At 66.3% G+C, this 26,901-nt stretch carries 14 protein-coding genes; all 14 read right to left on the bottom strand.

All coding sequences use genetic code 11. The features are described from left to right. Positions 1 to 9 precede the first annotated feature (9 nt). The 14 genes from AC50YA_RS14720 to AC50YA_RS14655 all read right to left on the bottom strand — a co-directional run bounded on the left by AC50YA_RS14720 (position 10) and on the right by AC50YA_RS14655 (position 26,899). The gene (locus AC50YA_RS14720) at positions 10 to 828 is read right to left on the bottom strand and encodes an inositol monophosphatase family protein (RefSeq protein ID WP_494983005.1); all 819 of its coding nucleotides are present in this window, start codon (positions 826 to 828) and stop codon (positions 10 to 12) included. Beyond that, complete coding sequence (gene ligA / locus AC50YA_RS14715) at positions 825 to 3,143, bottom strand: NAD-dependent DNA ligase LigA (RefSeq protein WP_494983004.1); 2,319 nt, start codon at positions 3,141 to 3,143, stop codon at positions 825 to 827. The genes AC50YA_RS14720 and ligA overlap by 4 nt, the downstream gene beginning before the upstream one ends. A 128-nt stretch (positions 3,144 to 3,271) precedes the next feature. Further along, positions 3,272 to 3,535 carry a WXG100 family type VII secretion target gene (locus AC50YA_RS14710; protein WP_111908407.1) on the bottom strand — a complete coding sequence of 88 codons (264 nt, stop codon included), beginning with the start codon at positions 3,533 to 3,535 and terminating at the stop codon, positions 3,272 to 3,274. A gap of 258 nt (positions 3,536 to 3,793) precedes the next feature. Next, complete coding sequence (locus tag AC50YA_RS14705) at positions 3,794 to 4,360, bottom strand: hypothetical protein (protein WP_494983003.1); 567 nt, start codon at positions 4,358 to 4,360, stop codon at positions 3,794 to 3,796. A gap of 123 nt (positions 4,361 to 4,483) precedes the next feature. Beyond that, positions 4,484 to 8,929 carry a type VII secretion EssC family protein gene (locus AC50YA_RS14700; protein WP_494983002.1) on the bottom strand — a complete coding sequence of 1,482 codons (4,446 nt, stop codon included), beginning with the start codon at positions 8,927 to 8,929 and terminating at the stop codon, positions 4,484 to 4,486. After that, complete coding sequence (locus tag AC50YA_RS14695; protein ID WP_426987062.1) at positions 8,926 to 9,630, bottom strand: hypothetical protein; 705 nt, start codon at positions 9,628 to 9,630, stop codon at positions 8,926 to 8,928. Before AC50YA_RS14695 ends, AC50YA_RS14700 begins: the two co-directional genes overlap by 4 nt. 61 nt (positions 9,631 to 9,691) lie before the next feature. Then, positions 9,692 to 11,506: a protein kinase domain-containing protein gene (locus AC50YA_RS14690; protein ID WP_494983001.1), complete on the bottom strand. Its 1,815-nt coding sequence runs from the start codon at positions 11,504 to 11,506 to the stop codon at positions 9,692 to 9,694. Then, positions 11,503 to 13,260, bottom strand: a complete 1,758-nt coding sequence (locus AC50YA_RS14685) for an FHA domain-containing protein (protein ID WP_494983000.1) — start codon at positions 13,258 to 13,260, stop codon at positions 11,503 to 11,505. The genes AC50YA_RS14690 and AC50YA_RS14685 overlap by 4 nt, the downstream gene beginning before the upstream one ends. A 1-nt stretch (position 13,261) precedes the next feature. Continuing rightward, positions 13,262 to 14,164 (bottom strand): PP2C family protein-serine/threonine phosphatase, encoded by a 903-nt coding sequence (locus AC50YA_RS14680; RefSeq protein ID WP_494982999.1) that lies wholly within the window; start codon positions 14,162 to 14,164, stop codon positions 13,262 to 13,264. After that, positions 14,161 to 15,483: an RDD family protein gene (locus AC50YA_RS14675; RefSeq protein ID WP_494982998.1), complete on the bottom strand. Its 1,323-nt coding sequence runs from the start codon at positions 15,481 to 15,483 to the stop codon at positions 14,161 to 14,163. Before AC50YA_RS14675 ends, AC50YA_RS14680 begins: the two co-directional genes overlap by 4 nt. A 218-nt stretch (positions 15,484 to 15,701) precedes the next feature. Further along, positions 15,702 to 18,308, bottom strand: coding sequence for a transglutaminase TgpA family protein (locus AC50YA_RS14670; protein WP_494982997.1), 2,607 nt, complete (start codon positions 18,306 to 18,308; stop codon positions 15,702 to 15,704). Then, a complete protein-coding gene (locus AC50YA_RS14665) occupies positions 18,305 to 19,636 on the bottom strand; it encodes a DUF58 domain-containing protein (RefSeq protein ID WP_494982996.1) in 1,332 nt (443 codons plus the stop codon). The genes AC50YA_RS14670 and AC50YA_RS14665 overlap by 4 nt, the downstream gene beginning before the upstream one ends. Before the next feature lie 53 nt (positions 19,637 to 19,689). Then, the gene (locus tag AC50YA_RS14660; RefSeq protein ID WP_494982995.1) at positions 19,690 to 20,661 is read right to left on the bottom strand and encodes an AAA family ATPase; all 972 of its coding nucleotides are present in this window, start codon (positions 20,659 to 20,661) and stop codon (positions 19,690 to 19,692) included. Positions 20,662 to 20,725: 64 nt separating this feature from the next. Beyond that, positions 20,726 to 26,899 carry an Ig-like domain-containing protein gene (locus AC50YA_RS14655; protein ID WP_494982994.1) on the bottom strand — a complete coding sequence of 2,058 codons (6,174 nt, stop codon included), beginning with the start codon at positions 26,897 to 26,899 and terminating at the stop codon, positions 20,726 to 20,728. Positions 26,900 to 26,901: the final 2 nt, after the last annotated feature.

Below are 26,901 nucleotides of genomic sequence, written 5' to 3'. Positions count from 1 at the left end.
GCAGCGGCGTCACAGTGGAAACTTGCCGGACAGCTCCAACGTCCCGGCGCAGGTCCAGGCGGCGAGCCTGTCTGCATCGGCGGGTCCGCCGTCCAGCGGACTGGCCAGCCGGGGACGCCGGACCCAGCAACCGGCTTCCTCGGCAATCAGCGCACCGGCAGAGAAGTCGTGTTCGTTGAGCCCGCGTTCGCCGTAGGCGTCGTGGGTCCCGTCAGCCACCATGCAGAGGTCCAGCGCTGCGGAGCCCAGCCGCCGGACGTCGGCGAAGCCGTCCATCAGGCTGCCCAGGAGTTCAGCTTGTTCGGTGCGGATGGCGGGGTCGTAACTGAAGCCGGTGGCGAGGATCTGCCCGGCGCGGTCAGGTGCCGGGCCCTGAAGCCGGGTCACCCGGCCGCCTTCCTCCAGCCACGCACCCTGGCCGCGGGCCGCGTAGTAGACACGGCCCAGCGCGGGGGCGTTGACGACGCCGGCCAGCCAGACGCCGTCGGAATCCGCCACTGCCACCGAGGTGGCGTAGTAGACGATGTTCCGGATGAAGTTGGTGGTGCCGTCCAGCGGGTCGATGGACCAGCGGTAGCCGCTGGGGGCAGCGGGCCGGGTGGTGCCGTGTTCCTCCCCCGTGATGGTGTCCTGCGGCCGGGCAGCCGTGATGGCATCCCGAACCGCGTTCTCCGCGGCGACATCAAAGGCCGTGACCCAGTCGCCTGCGTCGCCTTTGTTGCTGATGTCCAGGGCCTCGCCATTGCGGGACGCCAGCACGGCGGCGCCGGCGGCGGCCGCTTGCCTGGCGACCGCAAGGAGTTCGGTGGTGAGGTCCGGATGGCTCATTCGGCGGCCTTTTCTGGTTCTGTGGACGCAACTTCGGAAGCTGGAACCGGGCCGTTCGCAAGGAGCTCACGGAAGCCGTCCTCGTCCAGGACGGAGATTCCGAGCTGCTCGGCTTTGTCGAGTTTGGTGCCTGCGTTTTCGCCGGCGATGACGTAGCTGGTGTTTTTCGAGACTGAACCGGCCGCTTTGCCGCCCCGCAGAAGGATTGCTTCCTTTGCCTCGTCCCGGCTGAAGTTCGGCAGGGAGCCGGTAACCACAATGGTCAGCCCTTCCAAGGTCCGCGGCATGGAGTGGTCGCGCTCGTCCTCCATGCGGACCCCGGCCGCGGCCCAGCGGTCAATGATTTCCACGTGCCAGTCCTCGGCGAACCATTCCTTCAGCGCAGCCGCGATGGTTGGGCCCACCCCGTCAACATGGGCGAGCTCTTCTTCGGAGGCGTTCCGGATGCCGTCCATGGTGCCGAACGCCGTGGCCAGGGCGCGTGAGGCGCGGGGACCAACGTGCCGGATGGACAAGGCAACGAGCACCCTCCACAGCGGCTGGGTCCTGGCTTTGGTCAGTTCGTCGAAGAGCTTGTTCGTGGTTGCCGTGGGCTTGGACGGCGTCTTGGCGGTGGCTCGAGTCCAGAAGTACGGGACCAGGTCCCACGCACCCGTGCCCGCGCCCTTGACGCGCTTCTCCCGCCAGACCTTCACATCTGCCAGTTTGTTCCGCAGCTCCTCCAGTCCGGAATCCGCAGCCAGTTCAAACAGTGCGGACTCACTGGTCAGGATGCCGTCGCCGGCCGGTTCCACGCTTCCACCGTTGGTGGCTGGATCCGCACCCGGTCCGGAGGTCAGCGCGATGGCTGCCTCCCAGCCCAGGGCCTCGATATCGAATCCGCCGCGACCGGCCAGATGGAAGACGCGCTCCCGAAGCTGCGCCGGGCAGGAGCGGGCGTTGGGACAGCGGATGTCCACGTCCCCTTCCTTGGCCGGAGCCAGCGGTGTGCCGCAGGCAGGGCATTCGGTGGGCATCACGAAGTCCCGCACCGGCGGTTTCTGCTGGTCGCGCAGGGCGAGCACCGGCCCCACAATTTCCGGAATGACATCCCCGGCTTTCCGCAGGACCACGATGTCGCCGATCTTCACACCCTTGGCCTTGACGACGTCCTGGTTGTGCAGCGTGGCCATCTCCACGGTGGACCCGGCCACTTTGACGGGCGTCATGATGCCGAACGGGGTGACACGTCCGGTGCGTCCGACGTTGACTGCAATGTCCAGCAGTTTTGTGTGGACTTCCTCCGGCGGGTACTTGTACGCCACGGCCCACCGCGGCACCCGAGTAGTGTAGCCCAGGGCACGCTGGGTGGCGAGATCGTCCACTTTGACCACAATGCCGTCGATTTCGTGCATGAGGTTGTGCCGTTGCTCGCCATAGCGCTTGATGAAGGCAAGGATCTCGGGCAGGCCCCCCAGGACCTCAAAGTACGGGCTTACAGGAAGTCCCCACTGTTCCAGCACGGCGTAGGTCTGGGACTGGCTCAGGGTTTCCAGCCCTTCGCGCGCACCAATACCGTGGACAAACATCCGCAATGGACGCTTGGCAGTTTCCGCAGGATCCTTCTGCCTGATCGAACCGGCGGCGGCATTCCTGGGGTTGGCCAGCGGCGCCTTGCCGGCTTCGATCAGTGCCTCATTAAATTCCGCAAATGCCTTGGACGGGATAAAGACCTCACCTCGGATTTCAACCTCTGCGGGAAAGCCGGTGCCCGTCAGTTCCGTCGGGATTTCCTTGATCGTCAGGACGTTATGGGTAATGTCTTCACCCGTGGTTCCGTCACCCCTGGTGGCCGCCCGGACCAGTTTCCCGTCGCGGTACAACAGGTTGACGGCGAGACCGTCAATCTTGAGTTCCGTGAGCCACGCGAGCCGGGCGGTGTCCCCCAGCTTGCTGATTCCGGCCTCGGCTTTGGTGATCCAGGCCTCCAGCTCCTCCAGGGAAAAGACGTCCTCGAGGCTGTACATCCGCTGCAGGTGTTCGACGGCAGCGAACGCGGCCGAGACTTCCCCGCCAACCTCCTGCGTGGGCGAGTCATTGGCTACCAGCTCGGGATGCAGTGCCTCGATCTCCTCAAGGCGCCGGAACAATTCGTCGAATTCGGCGTCGGAGACAAGGGGCTCGTCCTCCTGGTAATACGCAAACCGGTACTTCCTGACCAGGTCCGTCAGGTTTTCGTATTCTTCGCGCACTGATCCGGCGGGGACGGCGTCCGGCTCGGTTAGTTCCTCAGTGCTGTTTGCTGTTTCCTCTGCGGGGCCCGGTGCTATGCTCACAGACCTATCTTGCCTTACCGCCCCGACATTGCGCCCAAACGCCCATTGCGCCGCTGTGCCCCGCGGTTAAATGCCGCGGGGGCCCGGACACTGTTCTGTGTCCGGGCCCCGGGTTAAAGCTTCTGCCGTTAGCGTGAAGCCTGGTCCTGCTCGTTGGCGTTCTTGGTGGCCTTCTGGCCGGCATCCTTCAGCGCCTGGATGACCTGGTTCAGCGCCGCGGTGTGCGTGCCCGACCATTCGCCGCGGAAGTGGGTGGCGTCAGGGCCTTCCCAGTTCGTGCTGTCCAGCACGCGGGACAGGTTGGACCGCTGCTGCTCGATCTCGCCGGCACCGGCCTGCAGCTTGCTGCCAAGAGTCCTGAGCTGTTCTACATCTGCGCCCCAAATAGCCATCAGTTTCTCCTCGTTGTCTTGGATCATCCAGATCGGCATCCCCAGTGGCCCCCGGTTCATCCGGAAGATCCATTACCTAGAACCTATCCCGGCCCCAAAACACTGTCGATGGGCACCGCTACCCAAGCACCACTCCCCATGGGCACGAACCCCCATGTAGGTAGCAGCAACTGTCGTTATGCGGGCCCATAACGACAGTTACTGCTACCTAGTTGGGAAGGTCGGGGCTGGAGAATACGGTGCAGATTGGGTCAGGGGTCAGTGCGAGGCGAGGCGGTTCCGGCTCCACCAGGCGAAGGCCAGGCCAGCGACTCCCACCAGCAGCACGCCCCCCATGATGGCCAGCAGCCCGGGGCCGCCGAAGAGGCCGGAGCCGTCGTTCCGGGAAACAGCGGCGGCCTGCGTGGGCTTGGCCGATTTGGTGATGGGTTTGGTCCAGCTCGATTCCGTGGATGGAGTTGCGGACGACGACGACGGGCTGGGGATGGTAGTGCTGGGCGCGGCCGACGGCGTCTCCTCAGCCGGCGAAACGCTCGGTTCCGGGGCGAGGGTGGGAAGCGGGGCCGGCGCTACGGGCGCGGGCGGCGGTGCCGGGGGCGCGATCACCGGGGCCGACGACGACGGCGGAGCCGGCGATGGCGTCGGAGTGTCCGTCGGCCCAGGCTTCTGATTGCCCGGCTCACAATTAATGATGCACAACCCCGGTGCCGGTTCGCCGTCTTCTGCCTGCACGGGGGCCGCCGCAGAAAGGCCAACCAGGAGCGCCAGCACCGCTGCCACCGCAGCAGCTGAAACGTTGCGGAGCACGGATGAGGATCGGATCATGGTTACCTTTTCGACAGCGCGCGGCACCCCTTCCGCAGCGAAACAGTGTTTCCGGTAGTCTCCTACACCGCGCCACGGGCCCGCAAATCCAGTGGATTTACGGGGCCCGTGGAAGGCAACGGCTCAGTCCCTGTTTTCCGGCGGCAGGGCAATCTGCAGTTTGCGTGCCTTGCCGCGTCCCACGATGTAGCCGCGGCCGGGTATGAACTCCGGGCTGACCCGGCCCAGCGACGTGTTGAGCAGGCTGTCCCCTTCGATGTCGCCCGGGTTGATGAGCAGGCCCCGGCGTCCGGATTTGAAGGGCTGGGCCAGGGACCAGGCGGAGGACCATGTTGACGTTTCCGATTCCCCGATGACCCACTGGTCGGCTTTGATGGAGGCCGTCACGAGCTGCGAAACGCCCGATTCCGCAACGGTATCCGTGAACTCGGTCAGGCCTTCGATGAAGATGGCCAGCTTCCCCGGGTTCCCGGAGGAGTGCTCCGTGAGGTCCTCGATGATGTCAGACAGGTCATCGGCACCCACCACCGAACGGTTCCAGAGTGGCAGCGACGCTACTGCGGACCGGCGCGAGCCGATGTACACCAGCTCCGTGTCCGGATTGGACCGGCGCAGCGCGTACGCCAGGGTCACCAGCGCCACCGTCCTGCCCGCCCCTGGCGGACCCGCCAGCAGCAGCGGTCCCTGGGCCATGATCTCGGCCGGCTGCAGAGTTTCGTCGTCGACGCCGATAACGGGAAGGTCCGGGCTGCCGGCAGGCAGTACATCCAGATCCACCTGTTCGGGAAGCCGCTGGATTTTCGGTGCCGATTCCAGCCCCTGGCGCAGCATCGCCTGGCTGAGCCTGTGAACTTCGCGGGCCTGCAGCGCCAGGTTGGAGTTGCCGCCCAGGACGGCCAGCTGGACCTCGTAGCCGCCCAGCATGCCGCGGCCCGGCGGTGAGGAGCTGGTGAGGACATCCTTGGCCACGTCCATGGACATGTAGTCGTCCTCGGAAGTGAGTCTCAGCACCAGCCTGCGCTGGATGGAAGCCAGCAACGACGCCGGTACGGAGTTGGGCCGGTCACCGGTGACCACGAGGTGGATCCCCAGGGGACGGCCGTCCGTGGCCAGCTGCAGGAAGATATCCCAGAGCGCGGACAGGCGGCTGAATTCGTACGTCTCGCGGAACGCCGACATGCCGTCCAGCAGCACGAAGATCCTCTTCTCGTCCGGGCGGTTGGCCAGGGTCCGGTATTCGACGATGGTGGACGCCCTGACCTCGGCGAACCTGGCGGACCTCTCGTCCGCGATATCCCGGAGCAGGCGGAGCAACCGGCCCACGCGTTCGACGTCGTCACCGTTGATGATCTCGCCGACGTGCGGCAGCTCTTCGAGCATCTTCAGTCCGGACGAGCCGCAATCTATCCCGTAGATGTGCACGGGCCCGCCGCGGGGCGTGACGGCGGCGGCAATCGCGATGCCGCGCAGGGCGGCGGACTTTCCGGAGCCGCCCGTGCCGTAGATGGCCATGTTGCCGTCCTGGTCCGGCTCGTAGAACACGGTGGGCTGTTCCTGGCGGGCAGGATCGTCCGCCACGCCCAGCAGCAGCCGTTCGTCCGTCCGGGGGTTCGGGAGCTTGGAGAAGTCATACGTCTTGGCCAGCTCGTCCAGCCATGGTTTGCGCGGCGGCCGGATGGCCAGCGATTCCGCGGCCCTGACGATGTTGGTGGTCATCCTGGCGATGTCGTTGGGCCCGGCCGGAGCTTCCTTGACGGGCTTTTCGGGAGCGGGCGCCTCCCAGCTGGGTCCTGACCCGAAGGCCATTTCCACGATGTCGATCTGCGGACGCTGGGGCTTCTCTGTAGTCCAGCCGCCGGCATATCCGGTCTGGAAGCCCTGGACACGCCCGGGCCCGGTCTTGGCGGCGCCGCGGCCCGGGATGGATGGGTCGAAGTATGCCGCATCCGGCACGCCAAGGATGTCGGTGGCATCATCTTCGTCCGCCATGCGCAGGGCAACCCGGAGGTTGGTGTTGGCGCGCAGGCTGTCCTTGATGACGCCGGCGGGACGCTGCGTGGCCAGGATCAGGTGCAGGCCCAGGGACCGGCCACGGGCGGCAACATCCACCACGCCGTCCACAAATTCGGGGACCTCGGTGGCCAGCGCAGCGAATTCGTCCACCACGATGACGAGGTATGGCGGCGCCTCCGGGTCGGCTTCGCGCTGGAGCCCCAGCAGGTCCTTAGCCTTCTTGCGGTTCAGCAGGTGCTCGCGGTAGTGCAGCTCGGCACGGAGGGATGTCAGGGCACGGCGGACCAGGTGCTGGGAGAGATCCGTGACCAGGCCCACGGTGTGGGGCAGGCTGAGGCAATCGGCAAACGCCGCCCCGCCTTTGTAATCCACAAACAGGAAGCTCACGCGGTCGGGGCTGTAAGCGGCAGCCATGCCCATGACCCAGGACTGCAGGAATTCGGATTTACCGGCGCCCGTGGTGCCGCCGACCAGCGCGTGCGGGCCCTCGTTCTTCAGGTCCAGGTAAAGCGGCTCAATGCCCTTGGAACCCACCAGCGCCCGGAGGGTTCCGTTGTCCTTACGGTTGGGGACCGCGGAGGCGTGGACGGAATTGTTCTCCACCCAGCGCTCCGCCACGGCCTGCGGGTTATCCAGGAAGTCCTTGCCGATCAGGGTGGCGTAGGACACCGCACGCGGCAGGTCGGAGTCGTCGCTGACCGGCTTGCCAACGTCCACCACGGGCGCCAGCATCCGGGCCAGCTGGGCAGCCAGTTCGGCGTCGAGGCTTTCGCAGCTCACGGGGTAGGTGTGCCGTCCCAGCCGCACCTGCCCTGTGGTGGTGCCGTTTTCGCCATCCACCACCATAAAGTCCCGGCAGGCAGCCGGAAGCGCCTGGATGTCGGTGGCCACCCACATCACGTGGACGCCGGAATCCGGCCCGCGCTCGGCGAGGCGGGTCAGCCTGCCCCGGTCCACCGGCGCGTCGTCCTCGACGATGACCAGGAACGCCGGAAGCACCGGAGCCGGGATCTCGTCCTTGGCGGCGTCCACGGATCCCCGGTGTTCCGGGGCGGAGCGCCTGGCCAGGGCTTCCCGTGCGTCGAGCAGGTCCTCGAGCCTCGCCACGAGGGAAGAGCCGCTCGCTGAACCGGCGGCCAGGTGGTCACCGTTGAGGGGGCTGTGGCCGGAGCCCACGTGGGGCAGCCACTGCAGCCAGTCCCAGCGCTGCCGGGACTGCGCCGAGGTAATGGCTGTCACCACGGCCTCCGCGGGCGAGTGCAGCCCCACAAACTGCAGGACCATGCCGCGGGCAACGTCGTCAACCAGTCCCCGGGCGCCCGCCACGCCGAAGGACCCTGCGGCGCGCAGCTGGGAGACCACCGGGACACCCTCGATGTCCCTGAACTGCTTCAGGCAGTCCTGGATCTCGCGCATGAATTCAGCTTCGGTGTCGTTGCTGTTCGGTTCCTCGAACAGGATGCGTGATGTACCGGTGCCGAGCCCGAACCGCAGGCCCAGGAAACCGGTGTGTTCGGGGCGGTGGGTCCACAGCAGCGGACCGAGTTTGTAGATGGAATCCACGGTGTCGCTGACCGACGGCGCTTCCTGCAGGCGGACCGCGCGTTCCACGTGCTGCAGTTCGGTGATGTCCTGCCGGAACGCCGCCATGGACTCCCGGAACTGCTTGAGCTGTTCCTTCTGCTGGCGCCGGGTCTGCATCTTGTGGTCCACGTAGTGACCCACAATGAACAGCGGCATCATCATCATGAACACCACCGACAGGATGTTCCGGGTTACCGCAAACATGATGCCGCCCATCAGCAGCGGCGCCATCAGGATAATGTACGGGAACGGCTGGTGGTCCGGACGTTTGGGTCCGGCAGGGGGCACGCGCTTGGGCGCCTCAAAGCGGGGAACCACCCGCGGGGAGCGGTTGAAATCGACAAGGGGCGACGTCGGCGCTGCCGCCTGGTTGCGGCCCAGCGGCACCACGGTGACGGTGGTCTCCCCCAGTGTCACCGTGTCCGAAGAGTTCAGGGTGGCCCGGGTGACCGGCATGCCGTCCATCAGGAGGCCGTTGGCGGAGTTGGTATCCACGATCTCCACGCTTTCGCCCACGGTGATGCGGGCGTGTCGCTTGGAGGTCAGCGGGTCCGTGAGCCGGATGTCCACGTCCCGGTCCCGGCCGATGTAGCTGGTGCCGGAGGGCAGCGAAAATTCCTGGCCGACGTCGGGCCCGGAAAGGATCCGCAGCGTGGCTGCGGCGGGTCCGCGGTTGGCGCCGGGTGCGTTGAATAGCTCGCTGACCTCGGTCAGGGACACCACGGAGCCCGGGCGCAGGCCCGATTCCAGGAGGTTGTCCGTGCGGGTCAGGACAATGCCGCGCATGCCGCCGCCCACAAAGGCCTCGTCGATGCGGAGCGAAAGGTTGTCCGGTGCCGGCGAGCCTTTCCGGTCGGGGTCGGCGGCCCAAAGCTGGGTGGCGATGTCCGCCACTGTGGCCTGGCCGTCAACGGTGACGGCCAGGTCCTTGGTTTCCGCCGGGTCCCGGCGGAGTGTCAGCCGGATCCTCACCCTTCGTCCACGCCCCTCATCTTTTCCAGTAAGTGCAAATCATCGGGGGTGACCAGGTGGGACGTGACGGCGTGTTCGACGAGCCTCGCGCGCCGGTTGGTGGCCAGTTTCCCACCGCCGCCCCGCAGACCCACCACGCCCACGCGGTCAAGTTTGTCGCAGACGTTATCGAGCTTCCGGTTGAACCGGGTGAGTGCCCAGCCCAGGGTCTTGGCCGCGGCAGCAGAGGACGGGATGGCGCTGAACCCGGTCCCTTCCCGCCGCAGCATGGGTTCGGCCAAGGCCACGATGAGGGCCCTCTGCGAGTCCGTAAAAACCACCGGGCCGATGGTTGTATCGCCGTTGCTGTCATCCTCACGTGATTCCTGACGGAAGGACGGGGTCTTGAGGTGGACGGCGAACTCATACGTGGTGGGCCCGGCGGTGAAAATGACGTTCGTGTGGCTGAACACCAGTGGGATGCGCGCCCCCGGCGAGAGCCAGGCCTGCATCCCGCCGGAACCGTCGGCGACCGTGGCGGACAGCATTCCGCCCACGTTGCTCAGCCACCAGATCCCGTCGTAGCGGGCCACCTGCAGGAACTGGCGGTGAAGGTACGGGTTGTCGTCCACCTCAAGGTCGCCTTCGCGGCCGATGTTGAAGATTTCCTCATCGGACGGTTCGTACCATTCACCACAGAAATCTATTGCTAGATCCCCCATTTTCCGCGCCTCCTCGTCGGGCGGTGCCCGCGTTCACGAACGATTCCGGTCTGCTCTGCCGTCACTTGCGGATGCAGGCGATCGAGTCTTCTTCCAAAGGTGAGAACGCGCCGTCGCTCCTGACGATCATCACCTGGACACAGGTGGGTTCCGTAGGATTCAACGCAACCTGGGCGGTTGGCTCGGCAGTGGACTGGTACTCGCCGTTGCTGCCCAACGCGTAGACCCGCCACTTATAGGCGTCACCCGACTTCGGCTCCGGATTGGTCCACGTGAAGGTTGCCTTGCCGGTGGCGTCCACAGTCCCCGCCAGGTCCGAGACGTCGGGAACTGTCCCGTTGTCCAGGGCATCCGCCGGGGGTTTGCCGACCTGGCCGGTCTCTTGGACCTTCGGTGCCGGAGCGGAGGACGCCAGCACGATTCCGACGATGATGGCGAGAACCAGCAGCGTACCGCCCGCCGCGGCGAGCCACACGTTGCGCTTGCCGTGGTCAGGCGCCGCCTCGGGGGTGTTTTCCGTGACCGCGGCCGGACGGCTGACTGTCGCGTCGATCTCCGGATCGGCCCCCGTTGCCCGGTGGCCGGGCGCCCCGGTCCGGCCGGCCTGCTGGCCGGCCTGTGCAGGAAGGAGCCCGGGGCGCTGGACAGTTGCGTCCGGCGCCGAGCCGTACTCGGCGGCGGGTGCACTGCCGCGGAGCATCGCGGCATGGGCCCACTCGCCTGCGGGGTTGCTGCCGGCCTGGTTGCCGCCGTCCCGCTGGCCGTCCTGGCCGGCAAACAGGTTGCCCGGAACCTGCGGCCGGGATCCTGCCGAGGCTGCAGCGGCCGGGGCGAATCCGCCAGCTGGAAAGCCCGACGGCGGCGCACCGGTTCCGGGGCGTTGCGGCCGGGTGCGTGCCGGGAAAGTAGGGGCGCTGCCGGTCCGCTCCGGATCGATGGCCGCGATACTGCGGACGCGGGTTTCCTCGAAGCCGTCATCCGGGTGGTTTTCTTCCAGTTGCTGCTCTTCGAGGACCTCGAAGGGCGTGACCGAAAGGTTCAGTTCGGCCTGGATCCGCTGCAGCGCGAGGGCAAACGCGTGGGCTGAGGAGTAGCGGGACGCCGCGGACTTGGCCATTGCCGTGGACAGCGCCCGCTCCAGCGACTCCGGAACGTCGGCCCGGCCCAGGCGCGGCAGTGCCGCACTGGTGATCCGCGAGATCAGTTCGCGCTGGGAATTATCAGTGCCGGGCATCACAAAAGGCGACCTGCCGGCCAGCAGCGTGTACAGCGTGGCGCCGAGCGCCCAGACATCCACCATCACGCCGTCCACAGGGCCGTCCGCGAACTGTTCCGGCGGCGACCACGGAATGGACATCCCGGCGTCCTCGTCGGCGTCGCCGCCGAGGGTGCCCGAGATCCCGAAGTCCGTCAGGGCCGGCCGGTTGTAGTCGGTCACGAGGATGTTTGCGGGCTTGATGTCCCGGTGTGCGATGCCGGCCCGGTGGGCGGTTTCGACGGCGGACGCCACCTGGATGCCGACAGCCAGTACCTCATCAACGCTGAAGCGCTGGCGGCGGTACCGGACGTCCAGGCTGGGCCTGGAGCAGTACTCCATGGCCAGGTAGGAGTGACCTGCCTCGGTCACCTCGGCCTCGAAGATGGTGACAATGTACGGGTGGGAGGACAGCTGTGCCATCAGGTTGGCCTCGGACTCGAACCTGCGCCGGGCGCCCTCGGTCTTCAGGTCCGACAAAAGGACCTTGACCGCCACCTTCCGGCGCGGCCGGTCCTGTTCGTAGAGGTAGACGTCTGAAAACCCGCCGGAGCCGAGCAGGCTGATATATGTAAACCCCGGAATAGGCGGCGGCGGTGCAACCGGCCGTTTGGAACTCAAAGAATCTCCTCAAAACGCAATGAGATGTCGTCACCCAGTTCGGCGATGTCGCCGTCGAGCAGGATGGCCATCTCGTTCTGGGCCAGGCGGCGGGGCGGCTGGCCCTCGCGGACCAGCACGGTACCGTTCGTGGCCTTGAGATCGCAGAGCATCACGTGCCAGCCTTCCAGCCTCACTTCGACGTGCGAGCGCGAGATGTCGCCGCTGGGGCTGGCCACCTGGACGAGCCGCGGCATAACCCCACCCTGGACCCGGGAAACGGACGGCTGACGCCCAATGACCAGCGACTGGTCAAGGTCAACCAGTGCACCCGTCGAGACCCGCATCCGGCCCAGCCGTGGCCGGGCCACCTGGACGGCGTCGGAGGGCAGCGGCGAGCCGCAGGCAGCGCACTGCGCATGGGTGGGCGGGTTGGCGTGTCCCCGGTCGCAGACCCGGGCCAGCACCAGGGGGCCGGACACGGAATCCGGTTCGGAATCCGGTTCGGGAATCGGGGCGGGATGCGCGGCCATGCCGGCGAGGTCGCTCTTCATGATCGTGTGGCCGTCGTGGTCACCATCGAGGGAGTCCGGGTCTGGTGCCGGTTCTCCTGCGTGGACTTCTGCCGGCACGTCCGCCGCGGGCTGATTCAGCAAGGGCAGACTCGCCGGGGACAGGTTCGACGGGGGTTGATCCAACGGCGGCAGATTCAACGAAGTCAGATTCGACGACGGCGCGGCTTGGGGAGCGGGTGCGTTCCCGCCTGTCCGCCACGGGACCGAGTCGATGAGTCCGACGATCATCCGGGCTGACGTTGCGGCTGAAGGCGGTGTGGGAGCCATGCTGGCCGCCGCGTCCGGCTGCCCTGAAGCGTCCGCCTCTGCCGCATCGACCGGTGCCGGAGCAGCGTCGACAGGTGCCGCAGGGGCACTGTGATCTTCTTCGGGTTCGTCGCGGACGGCTGCGTCCTCGATGCGGCGGACCACCGTCCTTTCCCAGAGGTGGTCGTAGCTGCCGGTCATTTCGTGGGCCGGGACCTGATCAGGATGAGCGGTGGGCTCCGGGTCCGGCTTGTGTCCCGGCTCTGCATGGGGCTCCGGCGCTTCAGCCGCAAAGTTGGAGTCATCGTCCATAACCCCCACCACCGTTTCGGCGGAGACCTCCCGGGCATGTTCCGGCTCCGGTTCGCGTTCAGACGCCGGTTCAACTTCCGGCTCCGGTTCAGTTTCAGGGACGGGTTCAGCGTCCACTACCGGGAAGACGGCGCCGATAAGGGTGGGTGCCTCGACCTCAGCGGGCGTGGCAGAAGGGGACGCCACCTCGTCCACCGGCGTCCCGGTGAGCGACACTGTCAGCGACTCCAGCAGGACAACGCCTTCGCTGAGCGGCAACATGGGTCCGGGCTGGCTGTCTCCGGCGACCGTCAGGCGGTACCACTCGGGTGTGTCCAGGCGGCGTTCCGTCCAGGTGGTGACGTCCCGTCCGTTCAGGTCCACGGGGCCGCCGGGCAGCTGCACGATCAGGTCCAGGTCGCCGCGGAGGAAGATCCGGAGCGCGTCACCGGAATCCACAATCCCGAACGACGGTATCTGCGCCAAGGAAACGCCGAAGCTGCTCGTGACGGCGTGGAGCACCTCGTGGACTTCCGGAGCATCCGCCAGCAGATCCCACAGGGACTGGACCAGGGCGGGCGGGGTCCCGGGCCCCAGGAGGACCACAGTGTTGGCCCGGACAACGCCGAGCCAGGTGCCCGCGGTGTACGTTGCGGTGGGCATGTCAGCGTTCCCCTCTTTCGTCGTCCTGGCCGGCCGGCCGGCTGGCGTCAACAATCCGCGCCCGGGGCAGGGTGTCCTCCTCTGCCGCATCAGCGGCGCGGCGGGGGGCTGTGGTGGCCAGGCCGCCGTCGTTCATCACGTTCCTGGCGTCCACCACAATGACGGTGACGTTGTCCCTTCCGCCATTGCGGAGCGCGGCCTGGATCAGGGCATCCACGGCGTCCTGCGGGTGGCCCACGGTGCTCAGGATCCGGAACATGTGCTCATCCGTCAGCTCGCCATTGAGCCCGTCCGAACAGACCATGATCCGGTCGCCTTCTTCAACAGGCAGGAGCCAGTAATCGGCTTCGGTCTCGTCCCCGGTGCCCAGCGCCCTCGTAACCACGTGGCGGCGGGGATGAACGGTGGCCTGCTCAGGCGTGATTTCACCGGCATCCACGAGTTCCTGGACCTCCGAATGGTCCACACTGACCTGCTCGAAGTGCCCCTGGCTCAGCCGGTACGTGCGGGAATCCCCGATGTTCATAACCAGCCAGTACGGCATGCCCATCTGTTCCACCACAACGGCTCCGGTGAGCGTGGTCCCGGCGCGGGCACCGGTCACCTCCCGGATGGAACTGTCGGCGCGGAGCAGGTATTGCTGGAGCACCGCTGCCGTGACGCTGCGCTCCCCGGTAGCCAGCTGTGGCATGGCAGCGAGGGCGCGGACACACATGCCGCTGGCAATCTCGCCGGCTTCATGTCCGCCCATGCCGTCCGCCACGGCGAAGACCGGATCGGAGGCAATGAACGAATCCTCGTTCAATTCCCGGCGCAGCCCGCGGTCCGTGCCGTAGCCGTAACTCAGGCTGAGGCCGGTTCCGTGGTCTGCGTCGGCTGAGTCACTGGCGGGCTGGGAGTTCATGCCTGTCCTAGGTGGAAGGAACGGTCACCAAAGTGGACTGTGGATCCCGGGCTGACAAAAGCGGGCACACCCGGCTGCAGCGGCGTGCGCCTGCCGTCCGGCGTGGTGACGGCGCTGCCGTTGGTGGAATACCGGTCCGTCACCCAAATGCCGGCGCCGTCGGTCAGCAGGTGGAGGTGCGTCTTGGAGATCGAGCGGCCGGGATCATTGACCGCCAGCAGCTGGGCCTGCTGCTCCCCTGCCTGGCCCAGGGGGTTCCTGCCCAGCAGAACGTTGCGGTCGAGCTGGAAGTCCCGGCCATCGTCGAGCTTTATCCGCAGCACGGCGACGGGCGCCGCATACGTTGCGCCGCCGCGCATCTGGGTGCGGTCGAGGTCGTCGTCGGGGTGGGACTGGGCGTGCGGCGCGGGAACCGCCGGGGCTGCGGCCTGCGCGTGCGGCGCCTGAAAAGGAGCGGACGACGGCGGCGCGTACGGCTGGGGTGCGAACGACGGCGGCCCGGATGTCGGCTGAGCCGCGTATGGCTGCGGAGCGTAAGGCTGCACGGACGCTGGCGGTTGGGCGGGCAGCTGCTGGACCGCGGGCTGCTGGGCTGCGGGCTGCCACGGCTGTACCGGTGGCTGGGTCACAGGCGCCTGGGCGTTCACTACCGGTGCCTTCGCGGCCCCCGCCACTGGCGAGGCGACCTGCTGGACAGGCGGGAGGTCCAGGGGCGCGAAACTGTATGGGCCCTGGATGCCGCCGGACGTGATGGGGTTGCGGCCGTCCTTGACGTCGAACACCAGTGTTTTGGCCGCGGAGTCATGCCAGCCGCGGAGCCTGCCATTGCGGTCCCAGGTGTTGGAAACCACCACCAGCACGGCCCACACCGCGCCGATCAAAAGCAGCGGGCCAAGGATGAAGACGGCCACATCGAACCATTTGAAAATGACGATGGCCACGGCGGCCAGGAGCGTCAGGATGATGCCCGCGCCGGTGATGAGGCCGCGCAGGAACACTCCTCCGGCGCCGGCAGCATAACCATCCTTGTCGGCGCTGCGGATGCCCATGACATGGTTGCCGAGGGTCTTCCCGGAGCGGCCTTCCATGCCCAGCAGGACCACCAGATAGACCAGTGTCAGCCCCAGGCCGATGCCGCCGAACAGCACCAGCGAACCGGTGTCATAGATGATGAAGCCGCCGCTTAGCGTGCGGGTGATTCCCGCGAACCCGATGGCGAAAGTCACCACCAGGACCGCGACGGGGGCCAGCCAGTCGAGCACTGCTGCGCCGAGCCGTTTCCCCGCCGTGGCCGGAACAAGCTCAAGATTGGCTGCCATTCCCGTTCCTCCCCCTGGAGCCGTTTGTACTACCGGGATAGTACCGGGATTCTGGCTGGCGTGCGCCGCCGCACGCTCCATCACGGCCCGCTGCGCATGGTCCACGTTGCGTCCGCTGCGCGCCGCCCTGTTGGGCAGCGGCGCACCGCATGCCGTACAGAACGTGGCGCCGCCCCGGATCAGTTGCTGGCACCGCTGGCAGCGCTCGGCCTCGTTCATCATGATTCAGTGGGGTTCTTCCTGCCAGGGTTCCGCAGAACGGTGGACTCATCAGGCTCGGAAGCCGCCGCCGCCGTCCCGGGTCCGCTTTCCTGAACTGCCGGATTCGGGGTTTCGGCAGCGTCCGGGCCGGTCTCCACCCTACCGGTGGCGGACCGCCATCCTGTGGAACCCTGGCCGGACGGACGCACCAGCGGACCCAACCCCAGCTTGGCGCCACGCAGCTTGAGGGCGTTGCGGCCATCAGCCAGCAGCGACCGGGGCGAGAAGCGGGCCTGCTGGCGGCGCCAGAACCCTACAGTCCCGGTCATCTCCTTCAGCGAGCCGTCCACGATGGTCCAGTATTCCCGGACCTCCTCCTCGCTGGGCTGGCCGGCGCCGAAGATGGATGCATCCGCACGGTGCGCCAGCATGGTGGTGGTCTGCCCCGTTGCCGGGAACGAATCAGCGAGCACCACTGCGCTTTCGCGCCGGGTTGCACGTGTGTCCATGCCGGCGCCCATGTCCGTAGCGAGGCTCACCACCTCGTTCCAACCGCCTCCCACACGCTGGGCCGGGTGCCCCTCCGTTAGGCGGGCCTTCCGGCGTCGTGATTTCAGGAGCGCGATCAGCAGCAGCGGCAGCGCCAGGATGGACAGCGGGATCAGGGCAATGCCGAGGGCCCCGAGCAGGGCACCCCAGAAGAGCCACGGATTGTTTTTCTTCTCATCGGCGTCCAGGGCGTCCGGCGAGGAGTCCGGCGGCAGGTCAGCCGGTTCCTGCGGCGGGGGCGGCGGCTGCAGCACCTGCGGCTTGGGTTTGGACTTGTTTTCGGGGTCCGGCGGGATAGGGACATTGTCCTTGGGCGGCGTGGGGTCGAAGCTGACCCAGCCCACCCGGTCGAACGCCACTTCAACCCAGGCGTGGACGTCCTTGCCCGTCATCTTTACCTCGCCGGCACCGTTCTCCGGGCTGGTCGGATCGGGATAGAAGCCCATGACCACGCGTGACGGGATGCCCAGGTGGCGGAGCATCAGCGACATGGACACGGCGTACTGCTCGTCATCGCCGAGCATCTGCTTGGCGGTCAGGAGGTTCCTGATCCGCGACGAGCTGTGGCCGGACACGCTGGGCAGCTGGCCGTCAGCCACCAGGCCGTTGCTGAAGGCGCCCGTCTTTTGGAAATGCGCCTCAATCTGGCGGACCCGGTCAATGGGGGTCGGCGCATCGGCTGAGAGGTCGTTGGCCTGTGACCCCACCACCGGCGGGACCTCGACGGCGTCGGGCAGCGTAATCTTCGCGAAGTCGTACTGCGTCAGCTGGCCGTGTTCGAGCTTCACGGGATCGGACACCTGGACGCTGTAGGAATCGCCTTTGGACAGGCCCTGCGTGGTCACAGCAGTGTCGGTGCCGGCATTGAAGTACAGGCCCGACGCCGCGGCGGAGGCGCTCTGGTCAAAGCTCAGGCCGGTGGTCTTCCGGCCGCCCGGGACAAAGTAGCCCTGGTAGTCCTCGATGGTGATGTCGATGGAGTAGTCGTTCGAGGGGACGATGCCCGAGGTATCGGCCAGGGTGTTGATGGATTCGGTGTCCCCCACCTTGCTGAAGCTGCCGGAGCCGTTGGGGTCCATGTTGTAGTTGGTGCCGTTGAAGGCATCCAGAGCCCCCAGCCGGACGCGGCCGTCCCGGGGCAGTCCTTTGACCACGAACAGGGTGTCGTCCTTCTTGTCCTTGACGAACGTCCGGAAGCTTGCCAGCGGCGTGACGTAGTCCTTGGGATCGAACGGTGGGACCACCACGTTGCGCAGGACCTTGCGGTCACCGCTGGCCGTGACCAGGGGCGCCGCCACCGCGGTAATGGCGACGCTTGCGGCGATCACGGCAGCTGCGGTGCCCAGCCGGCGAAGCTTGGCCCGCTGGGCTGTGGCGGCATCGGTCTGCGGACGGTTGACGGACACTTTGCGGGTGTCGCTGCGCCGTAGCGCGTCGCGGCTGAAGGTGGCCCAGGCGATCGCTATGACGGTAAGCCCGATGCCGCGTTCCACTGTGAGGAAGGCAGCGTTGGTGCTGAAGGCTATGCCCGTGACGAAAAGCACCAGCACGGGAAGCAGCGGCCAGTACGGGCTTTTCAGCCGCCAGGTGAGGATGCCGGCAACCAATGCGGTGAGCAGCGAACTCAGGAACGGGACGATCAGGACACCGCCGGCAGAGCCTACCGGAACGCCCACCGTGAGCATGTCCTTCCAGGCGAACACAACGCCCAGGAGCAGGGTCCGCAACGAGTCAAGGCTGGGGACAAAACCGGCAATCGCTGCATCCGGGACTGCGAGGAGCGTGCCGAACACCAGGTACGCGCCCAGCGCGAGGGCTGTGGTGATCAGCAAGCCCAGGCGCAGGTGCGCGTTGGCGGCGGCGATGCCGAGGCCCAGGAGGACGCCACCGAAGCCCGAGACCAGGTAGTAGGGGTCGCCGCCGAAGCTGAGGCTGAAGCCCAGCAGGCCCAACCCCAGCAGGACGGTGAGGGCGCCGGCGTCGAGCACAAAGTGCCAGACCGGCTGGCCGTCGGCGAACGATGATTCGTACTGCCGCTGCTGCGGGCGTGGCCGGAGGCCCGGTGCGGAGCTCATGCGGCCGCCTTTCTAAGGACGATGGCGAGGTCAGCGAGGTCGCCGAGCGTCAGCACTGTCAGGTCCGCGATGTTGGCGCGGCCGGGTGCAGCACCGATTTGGAGGCGCACGGCCAGGCTCCTGACACCGAGCGGCACGGAGGCCGCGGCCGAACGGAGCTGGGAGGGTGTCAAGTTGCTGCCCACCACAAAAAAGACCACCGACGCGTTGGGAACGGTGTCGGCCAGTGTGCGGGCGAGGTCGACGGCGGTCCGGCGCATGGGTGCCCCGGCGATCCGTGTCATGTCGTCCAGCAGGTTCCGTCCGGTTTCGCAGCGCAGCGGCCCCTTCTGCGTCAGGACGTCCAGCTCGCGCTGCTCGCGGATGGCCTGCCGGCCGATCGAGGCAGCCGCGGAGATGGCCATTTCGAATTCCTGCTCTGACGCGTACTCGTCTGTGTTGATGGACAGCGAGATGGCCAGGTGGGCGCGCCGGGTCTCCTCGAACTGGCGCACCATCAGCTTGTTGGTCCGTGCGGTGGTCTTCCAGTGGATGTGCCGCCGGTCATCGCCCGGGACGTAGTCACGCAGGGCATGGAAGGACACGTCCGCGCTGGACAGGTCCGTGGTGGGCATTCCCTCGAGGTCGCGGATGAATCCCGCCGCGGAACCGGCCAGGGCCACCGTCTTCGGGTGCACAAACAGGTCCTCGGGTTCGGTCCACAGCACCTGGCGGCGCAGCAGGTGCAACGGGTCGGCGCGGACCGAGCGGACCGGGCCCACCACGATCACGGCGCGGCGCGCCGTTGGAATGGTGAACAGGTCCTCGTGCACCTGCGCGGGCTTCATCCTGGGCAGGTGGAAGACGGCGGTGGCGTTACCCACCGGCAGTTCCAGGGCGGCCGGCAGCAGGGGCCGGGCCGAGGTGTTGGAGACGGCGATGCTTCCCACCGCACTGTCCCCCACCGCCACCCGGGTCCGGGCAAGGTCCAGGATCACGCCGTAGGAGGACCGGCCCAGGATGAACCCGATGGCGATCAGGAAAAGCACAAATGCGGCGATGGCCGCGGCTTTGGCCTCTTGCCAGCCGAAGGCCTGGCCGGCAGTCCACAGCAGGATGGAGGCGGCCAGAACCGACCAGCCCAGGACACTGACCACCGAAAGGACAGGCCATACGTAGCGCAGCCACAGGCCGCGGACCTTCTTCCACGAGGGTGTGAGCGCGAGGGCGGCGGTGCTGGTGGCCTCGGCCCAGACGGACGAGGGATGCAGCCTGGTGGGTCTGCCGTCCCGGTGGAAGGGTTGCCGGAGACGTTCAGCAAGCCGGGTCAACGGAGTGCTGCTGGACATAAATGTGCCTTTGTTCGCGCTGGTCAGTGGTGGTCTGGAGCTCCGTCGGAGCGTCAGACGGCGGCGCGCTGCTGCGGTGCCGCGATGTCGGACAGCACCCGGGCCAGGACGGCCTCGGGGGTGGCGCCGGAGAACTCGGCCTCCGGGTCCATCACAAACCGGTGCGTCCACACAACGGCGGCCAGTTCCTTGATGTCGTCCGGCAGGACGAAGTTGCGTCCCTGCCCCGCGGCCCAGACCTTGGCGGCGCGGACCATGGCGATGGCGCCACGCACGGAAACGCCCAGCCGGGTCTCAGGCGCGCTGCGGGTCTCCTCACAGAGCCGGGAAATGTATTCGAGGACAGCCGTGTCCACGTGCACCGTGGCAGCGAGATCGGCCATGTCCGCCACGGCCTGGGTGGTAATAACTGCGGAGATCTCTTTCGAGCGGTCCTTCAGGTTGGAGCCACCGAGCAGCTTGACCGTGGAGGCGTGGTCCGGATAGCCGATGGAGGTCTTGATCAGGAAGCGGTCCAGCTGCGCCTCAGGCAGGCGGTACGTACCGGCCTGCTCGATCGGGTTCTGTGTGGCCATCACCATAAACGGCCGGCCGGCCTCGTAGGTGACGCCATCGACGGTGACCCGGGATTCCTCCATGACCTCCAGCAGTGCCGACTGCGTCTTCGGCGAAGCACGGTTGATCTCATCGGCCAGGACGATGTTGTTGAAGATGGGTCCCTTGTGGAACTCGAACTTCTGCGTTTTCTGGTCGTAGATGGTCACGCCTGTGACGTCCGAGGGCAGGAGGTCGGGGGTGAACTGGATGCGGTTGTTGGACCCCTGGACGGTTGCGGCCATTGCCCGGGCCAGCATGGTCTTACCGGTGCCGGGGGCGTCCTCGAACAGCACATGGCCCTCCGCCAGCATCGCGGTGAAGGTGAGCCGGATGACGTGGTCCTTACCGAGGACCGCCTGCCCCACGTTGGCAACGAGCTTGTCGAAAGTGCCTGCAAACCATTCGGCCTGCTCGGTGGTCATGGTCATGAAGTAAGTCCTTTTCTTGTGGTGCTGGTCTGTTGAAGCTGGAGTAGGCGGGCTGTGTGGACTGTCAGCATCTGCCGACGTCCGCGCCGCTGATATCGATGGTGGCGAGCTTGACGTACCAGCCCGAGTGGGGGCCGCCGTCCATGCGGTACCACTTGTAGTACGACGCCGGGTTGGACGATTCGCTGGAGCCGTAAATGTTCATCCAGCAGGCGCTGTTGATCCAGCCGTCCGACGTGGACACCCAGTTCGCATCGTTGCCGCCGCAATCAGGCGGCGGGGAACTGAACCGGTCCCGAACGCCAGGCATGCCCGGGCAGCTGTTGTTGTCGCCCGGCTTGACGCGAACCTTGGTGACCGGCGGAGTGGGGTCGGCGCCGGACGTGGACGTGACAGGTCCGCCAATAGGACCGTCCACAACAGTCACTGCCTTGACACGCAGCGTGCGGTTGTTGCCCCAACCACCGCCGGGGGCGTCAAAGCTGGTGGCCTTGCCCACGTTCTGCCAGCCGCCACCGTCGATGCTGACCTCATAATGGTTGAGCGGACGGCCGTTGGTGTTGGGGTTGTTCCAGGACCAATGCACCTGGCCATCACCCTTGGGCGAAGTCATGCCGTTCACGTTGGGTGCGTTCGGCGGACCGTAGGGGTTGCCGGTACCGATGGCTTTGGCGTCCCCAGACACGTTGTTCTTGGTGGACGTCGCGATGATGGTGACCGTGATGTCCCGGCCGTTGGTGAGGCCACCGATGGTTCCGCCGCCAACCGGGATGCTTCCGGATTTGCCGTCTGCGTTGTAGGTGTACCGGATTTCCGTGTCTGTTGAGCCGTTGCGCTGAGCCTGGGTGAGCGGTGTAAACGTGACCTTGAGCTGTCCGCTGTTACCGGTATCCGCCACTGTGCCGCTGCTGACCTGGCCGGGTTTGCCGGCGGCCCGGATCTGGGCGGACGGGTTGCTGGTGCCGCTGGTGCCGGCTTTGTTGGTGGCCGAGACGGTGAAGGTGTAGTTCGACTCTGAGTTGTCCACCGTGACGTTCTGGGTGGTACCGGCCGGCACCGGCTGCGTGGCCACCACTGCCCCGCCCCTCAGGGTAGTCAGGGTATAGGAGGAGACCGCGTCACCGTTGTTGTTCGGCGCAGTCCAGCTGACCCGCAACTGGCTTTGGGTTCCCACGGAACCGGCATCGGCTGCAGTAGGCGGAGCCGGGGTGGCAGGTACGCCCGCCGGGACTTCGGCTGCCGAATACGGGCTCCACTCGGACGGATCCTTGGCATCATTGCGGGCCAGGACGCGGACCTTGTAGGAGACGCCGTTCTGGAGGCCCTTCCAGACGTAGCTCACCGCTGCCAGGTTCTGGATCTGGGCGTTCTGTCCCGGCGGGGCCGGGGAGATTTCCAGATCGTAGGACTTGACGGGTGATCCCTTGCTGGCCGGTGCCACCCAGTTCACGGAAAGCTGCTTGTCACCGAACTTCAGGGTCGGCGCCAGCGGCGTATCCGACTTGACGTCCGGGCGGACCTCGGCGGAGGCCGGGGAACGTTCAGATTCGCCGAACTCGTTGGTAGCGGTGACCTCGAAGTGGTACTTCGTGTTGTTGACCAGCCCGGTCAACGTGCAGGTGTTCGCCGGACAGTCCTGCCTGAAGCCCGATTCGCCGTAGACCGTGTAGTTGGTAATGGGCGCACCGCGGTCTGCCGGGGCAGACCAGTTGAGAAGAGCAGTCTTGTCGCCAACGCTCTGCGCCTGCGGAGTAGTCGGTGCCAGAGGCTTGTCCTTGACGGTAAGCCGGATTCGCGCCGTGGCGTTCCGGGAATCGTCTCCTGTCTTGTCTGCCACGGTGTAGGCAACCACCATGGTCCCCGTGAAACCGGACGACGGCGTCACCGTTACCGAGTCCCCGGATACCGTTGCGCCTCCCTGGCCCGTCTCGGTCGATGCAGAAATAATCTTCAAGGCGGTTTCGGGGAAGGGGTTCGCGTCGTTGGCCAGGACCTTCACGGTGACCGGCTTCCCGGCGGCTGCGTTCGGCTCCAAGTCGTCGTTCGCAACTGGTTTGGGCCGGTTGGAGGCCGTGACGGCCAACTGGTAAGTAGCCGTTGCCTCTAGTCCGCGCGAGTCCTTGGCCTTGATCTGGACCGTGCCTGCCGTGCCCGTGCCGCTGGAATCAGCGGCCGAGACCTTCAGGGTCTTGCCGTCGATGCTTGCATTGAAGCCGGACGGCATGCCGCCCACCACTTCGTACTTCATGTTCTCGAGGTCGTCACGGTCCGGATCGGCGGTCAGTTTGCCGAGGTCCAGGGTGGCGCTATCCCCCTTGGGCACCTCAACATTCGCGCCCAGCAAGGTGGGCGGGTTGTTGCGGTTCGGGTCCGGCAGCACCTTCGTGCGGATGCTCAGGGTGGATTTCAGCCCGGCGGGATCGTCAACGGCGGTGCCGTCGGTAACCTCAAAGCTCAGCGAGCCCGGGCCCACGTAGTCAGCGCTTGCAGTGTACTTCAGCGCCGTTCCGTCACCGGAAACCGGGTTGCTGCCATCCGAACCGATGAGCTTGATCCGGTCAGTCTGCGTCAACCGCGGCGAGCGGCCTTCCCGGACTTTCACCCATTCCTTGAGGTCAACGTTCACGGATTGCCCGGCAATGACCTCAATAACCTCGTCTTTAGCGAGGGTGGGAACCTGCTGTCCCAGACCCGGCGCCCAGATGATGGCTGTGGACTTCTGGCCGTCAACGTCTTCGACGGTGTACGGGATCAGCTGCGGTTGTTCGGTCAGGTCTACGAGCATGGTGCCGTCAGCCCCCGGGCGTGCAGTGAGGGACTCGGTGCCCAGCTTAAGGTTCTCGCCGACGCCGTCGGGGTCTTCATCGTTCTTGAGGACCGGCACGTCCACGGCAGTCTTGCCCATCGCCTGGGCCGAGGTGACCCGGTCGTCGCGGGCAATGGGTGCCTTCAGCGGAACCTCGTTGTCCACCACCACGCGGATCGTGGCTTGGGCGGTGGCGTCGCGGTCGTCGGCGATCGCGTACCGGACGTTGACCGTCCCGGCAGCGCCGGGAGCGGTCAGGATGATGCGGCCGCTGGTCCTGCTGACGGTGGCTTGGAGGGCGTCATCTGCCTCGATGCCGTCTGTGAGGATGCGGATGATGTCGCCGTCGGGATCAGTGTCGTTGCCGGTGGCGTCGACGGCGATCTGCCGTCCCGGCCGGACCTTGACCTCATCATCGACGGGGGTGGGGTTCTGGTTGGTCTCACCCCGCGGGGCGATGCCCACCGTCACGGTTCCGGTGTTGACGGCGCCCTGGCGGTCCACCACCTTGTAGCGGAACGTATCGGTCCCGGCGCCGTCGCCGGCCGCGGTGAAGTCGATGAAGTTGCTGCCCACGGTGGCGGTACCCATGGCCGGGGTGCTGTCGATCCCGGTCAGCTGCACGGAGTCGCCGTCCGGATCGATGCCGTCCAGCGGAACCGGGATACGAACCGACCCGGCAGCCACCACACGGGCAGTCAGGTTTCGCGGCTGCGGCCGGGAGTTCTCGGCCCCCTCCAGCGGAAGGATGTGGATGGTGACGGCGGCGGCGCTCTTCTGCCCCTGCGGGTCCACCGCGTTGTAGATGGCCCGTACCGTCTTGGGCTGAGATCCTGCAATGAACCGCAGCGTGTTTTCCGAGACGAAGCTCTTGCCGTCCAGTTCGTCCACCCCCTGCGGCAGGACCGGATCAACGGTCAGTTGCTGGCCTTGTGGGTGGGTGTCGTTGTCCAGCACAGGGATGGTGACGACGTCGTTGACCCGGACGTTCACTTCGTCCGGTTTAGGCTGGGGTGCTTCGACGACGGCGGGAGCCGGGACGGGGACCACGGAGACGCTGCCGGTGGCTGACTTCTTGCCGTTGGACATGGTGTATTCAAAAAGGAACGGGTCCTTCGTGCCCAGGACATCGGTGATGCGCAGGACACTGTGGTCAATTACGCTGACCGAAGCCGTGGTGTTGTCCGGGAGTTTCACGGACTGCAGCACCAGCACGCCGCCGGAAGGATCCGAATCATTGGCCAGCGGGTCCAGCAGCACGCTGCCTCCGGTGGGCATAAGCGCAACGTCATGCACGGCCACAGGGTCACCGGCGTCCTTGCCGGACTCCACGTCAACACGGATCAGGCCCTGGCTGCTCTGCGGGCCGTTGCTCGCGATGTAGGTCAGGTAGACGGGACCGGGAGTGGTGCTGCGAAAGGTGAAGGTACCGCCGTCGGTGACGGGGCCCAGTTCGGCAGGACCATTGGCCTCCACCTGCGCCAGGCGGAGGGCACCGCCGTTGGGATCGACGTCGTTCTTAAGAGGCGCGATGACCAGGTCCAGGCCCACCACGGCCGTGACGTGATCGGCGTTGACCACCGGCGCCAGCGCACCCGGCGGCTGGACGTTCACCACAACTTTCCCGGTGACTGTTGCCCGGCCGTCCCAGATGGTGACTTCCACGTTTTTCTTGCCGGCAGTGGCTCCGGAGTCCTGGAACGTCAGCAGTCCGTCTCGGCGGACTTTGACCTGGTCCTGGTCGTTGTCTGCCTTGGCTTCAAGCAGGACCAGGTCGTCGCCGTCGGGATCCAACCAGTCGGTGAGGATGTTCTGGCTAACAGTTTTGCCCTGTTCCACCAGCATGGTGGTGGAGTCTCCGCCGCGCTTGAAGACAGGCGCCTTATTTTCATCCGGTCCCACCACGTTGAGGCTGACCTGTCCCCCGGCTGAAAGTCCCCGGCCGTCGGCGGCGTTGTAACTGAACGTCTCGGCGCCGGGCCTGGCGTCCACGGGAACGGAGATCTGGAACGCGGTGCCGCCGTAGATGTTTTCCAGCGTTCCGGCTTTCGGACCGGAATCGCCGACGGCGGCGGTCAGGACGTCGCCGTCGGGATCCGAATCGTTGTCCAGGACGCTGAGGATGGTGGTCCGCCCCGGACGAACGCCCAGAGTGTCCGGTTTTGTTTCCGGCGGCCGGTTGGGTTTGGTGCGGTCCGGCAGGACGTTGATGGTGTTGTTGTCCGCCGATTCCTGGTCCTGCTCATCGGATTCGTTCTTGGGAGGAACAACGTCGTCCCAGTTGTTCACCAGCTGCATGTTCTGGTTCACCAGCCACACGTTCCCCGAATTCACATCGTTCAGGACCACCAGGTCCCGGTTCACGCGGAAAACGTACGACGGCGACGCACTCGCCTTAGGCACATCCACGTTTTTATCATCAGCATCATTGACACAGTCCCGGACATACTTGTTCGCCCCGGACCACGCCGCATGCACACACCCGGCCAGCTGCACCGGAGCCGCCGGCACACCCTCACCATCAAAGGTGACCGTCTTCGCCGTGGAACCGTCCAGCGGCTGCTTCAACAACGCCTTCTGCGTCGAAACCGCCACAAAATCACTCGCCGGACCGCCCTGCTGCAGCTTCGCATCCCGCGCATTATCCAACTGCAGCCGCTTACCTCCCGGCAGGAACAACTTCCCCGCAGCAGCATCCAACACCACCGGCTTATCCCCCACCACCGTGATCTGCAGATCACCGGCACCCTTCAACTCACCCCACGTACTCGAATCGCTGGACACCACTTCGCCGTCCGCGTCCACCGCCGTGACAGTCACCGCGCCCGACTTCGGATCGGCACTGTAGATCCGGTCATCGGTACCGACTGCGGAGACCAGGCCTTCGGAACCAACCATCACAGGCTCGGACGCTTCCTGGTCAAAACCATTAACGGTGGACGGCGACACCGCCCAGACCTTGCCCGACGCGGCGTCGGTCACTGAGATGACGCTGGCACCGAAGCTCACTTCCGCCGAACCCGGCAGCTGCTTGTCCCCGCCCAGGCGCATGTTCGCAGGAGAAACCTGGTTCAACGTCGAACCCGTCTCATCATCCACAAACACGTCCCCGGCGCTTTGGAGAATATCGAAGGTAGTACTCGCCGGCGTCACCGCCCCATCCAAAACCCGCGACGGATAATTCAACCGCCCCACCGCATTCTTGGACTTGCTGACTACCCACACACCGCCGTCGTTCAACTCCACCTCAGTGGTCTTGAACCCCGGATAGATGATGGCACCAGCCACCAGGACACCCACGGCAGCGGCAAGAGCCGCGCCCCCAACGCCACGCGAACGCAGGATTCCCCGTCGGGTCCAGGCGGCTCCCCTTGCTGCACGCGGATTTGAGGCACGCGGACTTGTGGCGCGCGCCGTTCGGCGAAGTTTCATGG

This window comes from Pseudarthrobacter sp. RHLT3-21 (genome assembly GCF_059383495.1).
Note: the sequence above shows the minus strand (reverse complement) of the source record. Positions and strands in the feature narration are given on the sequence as shown.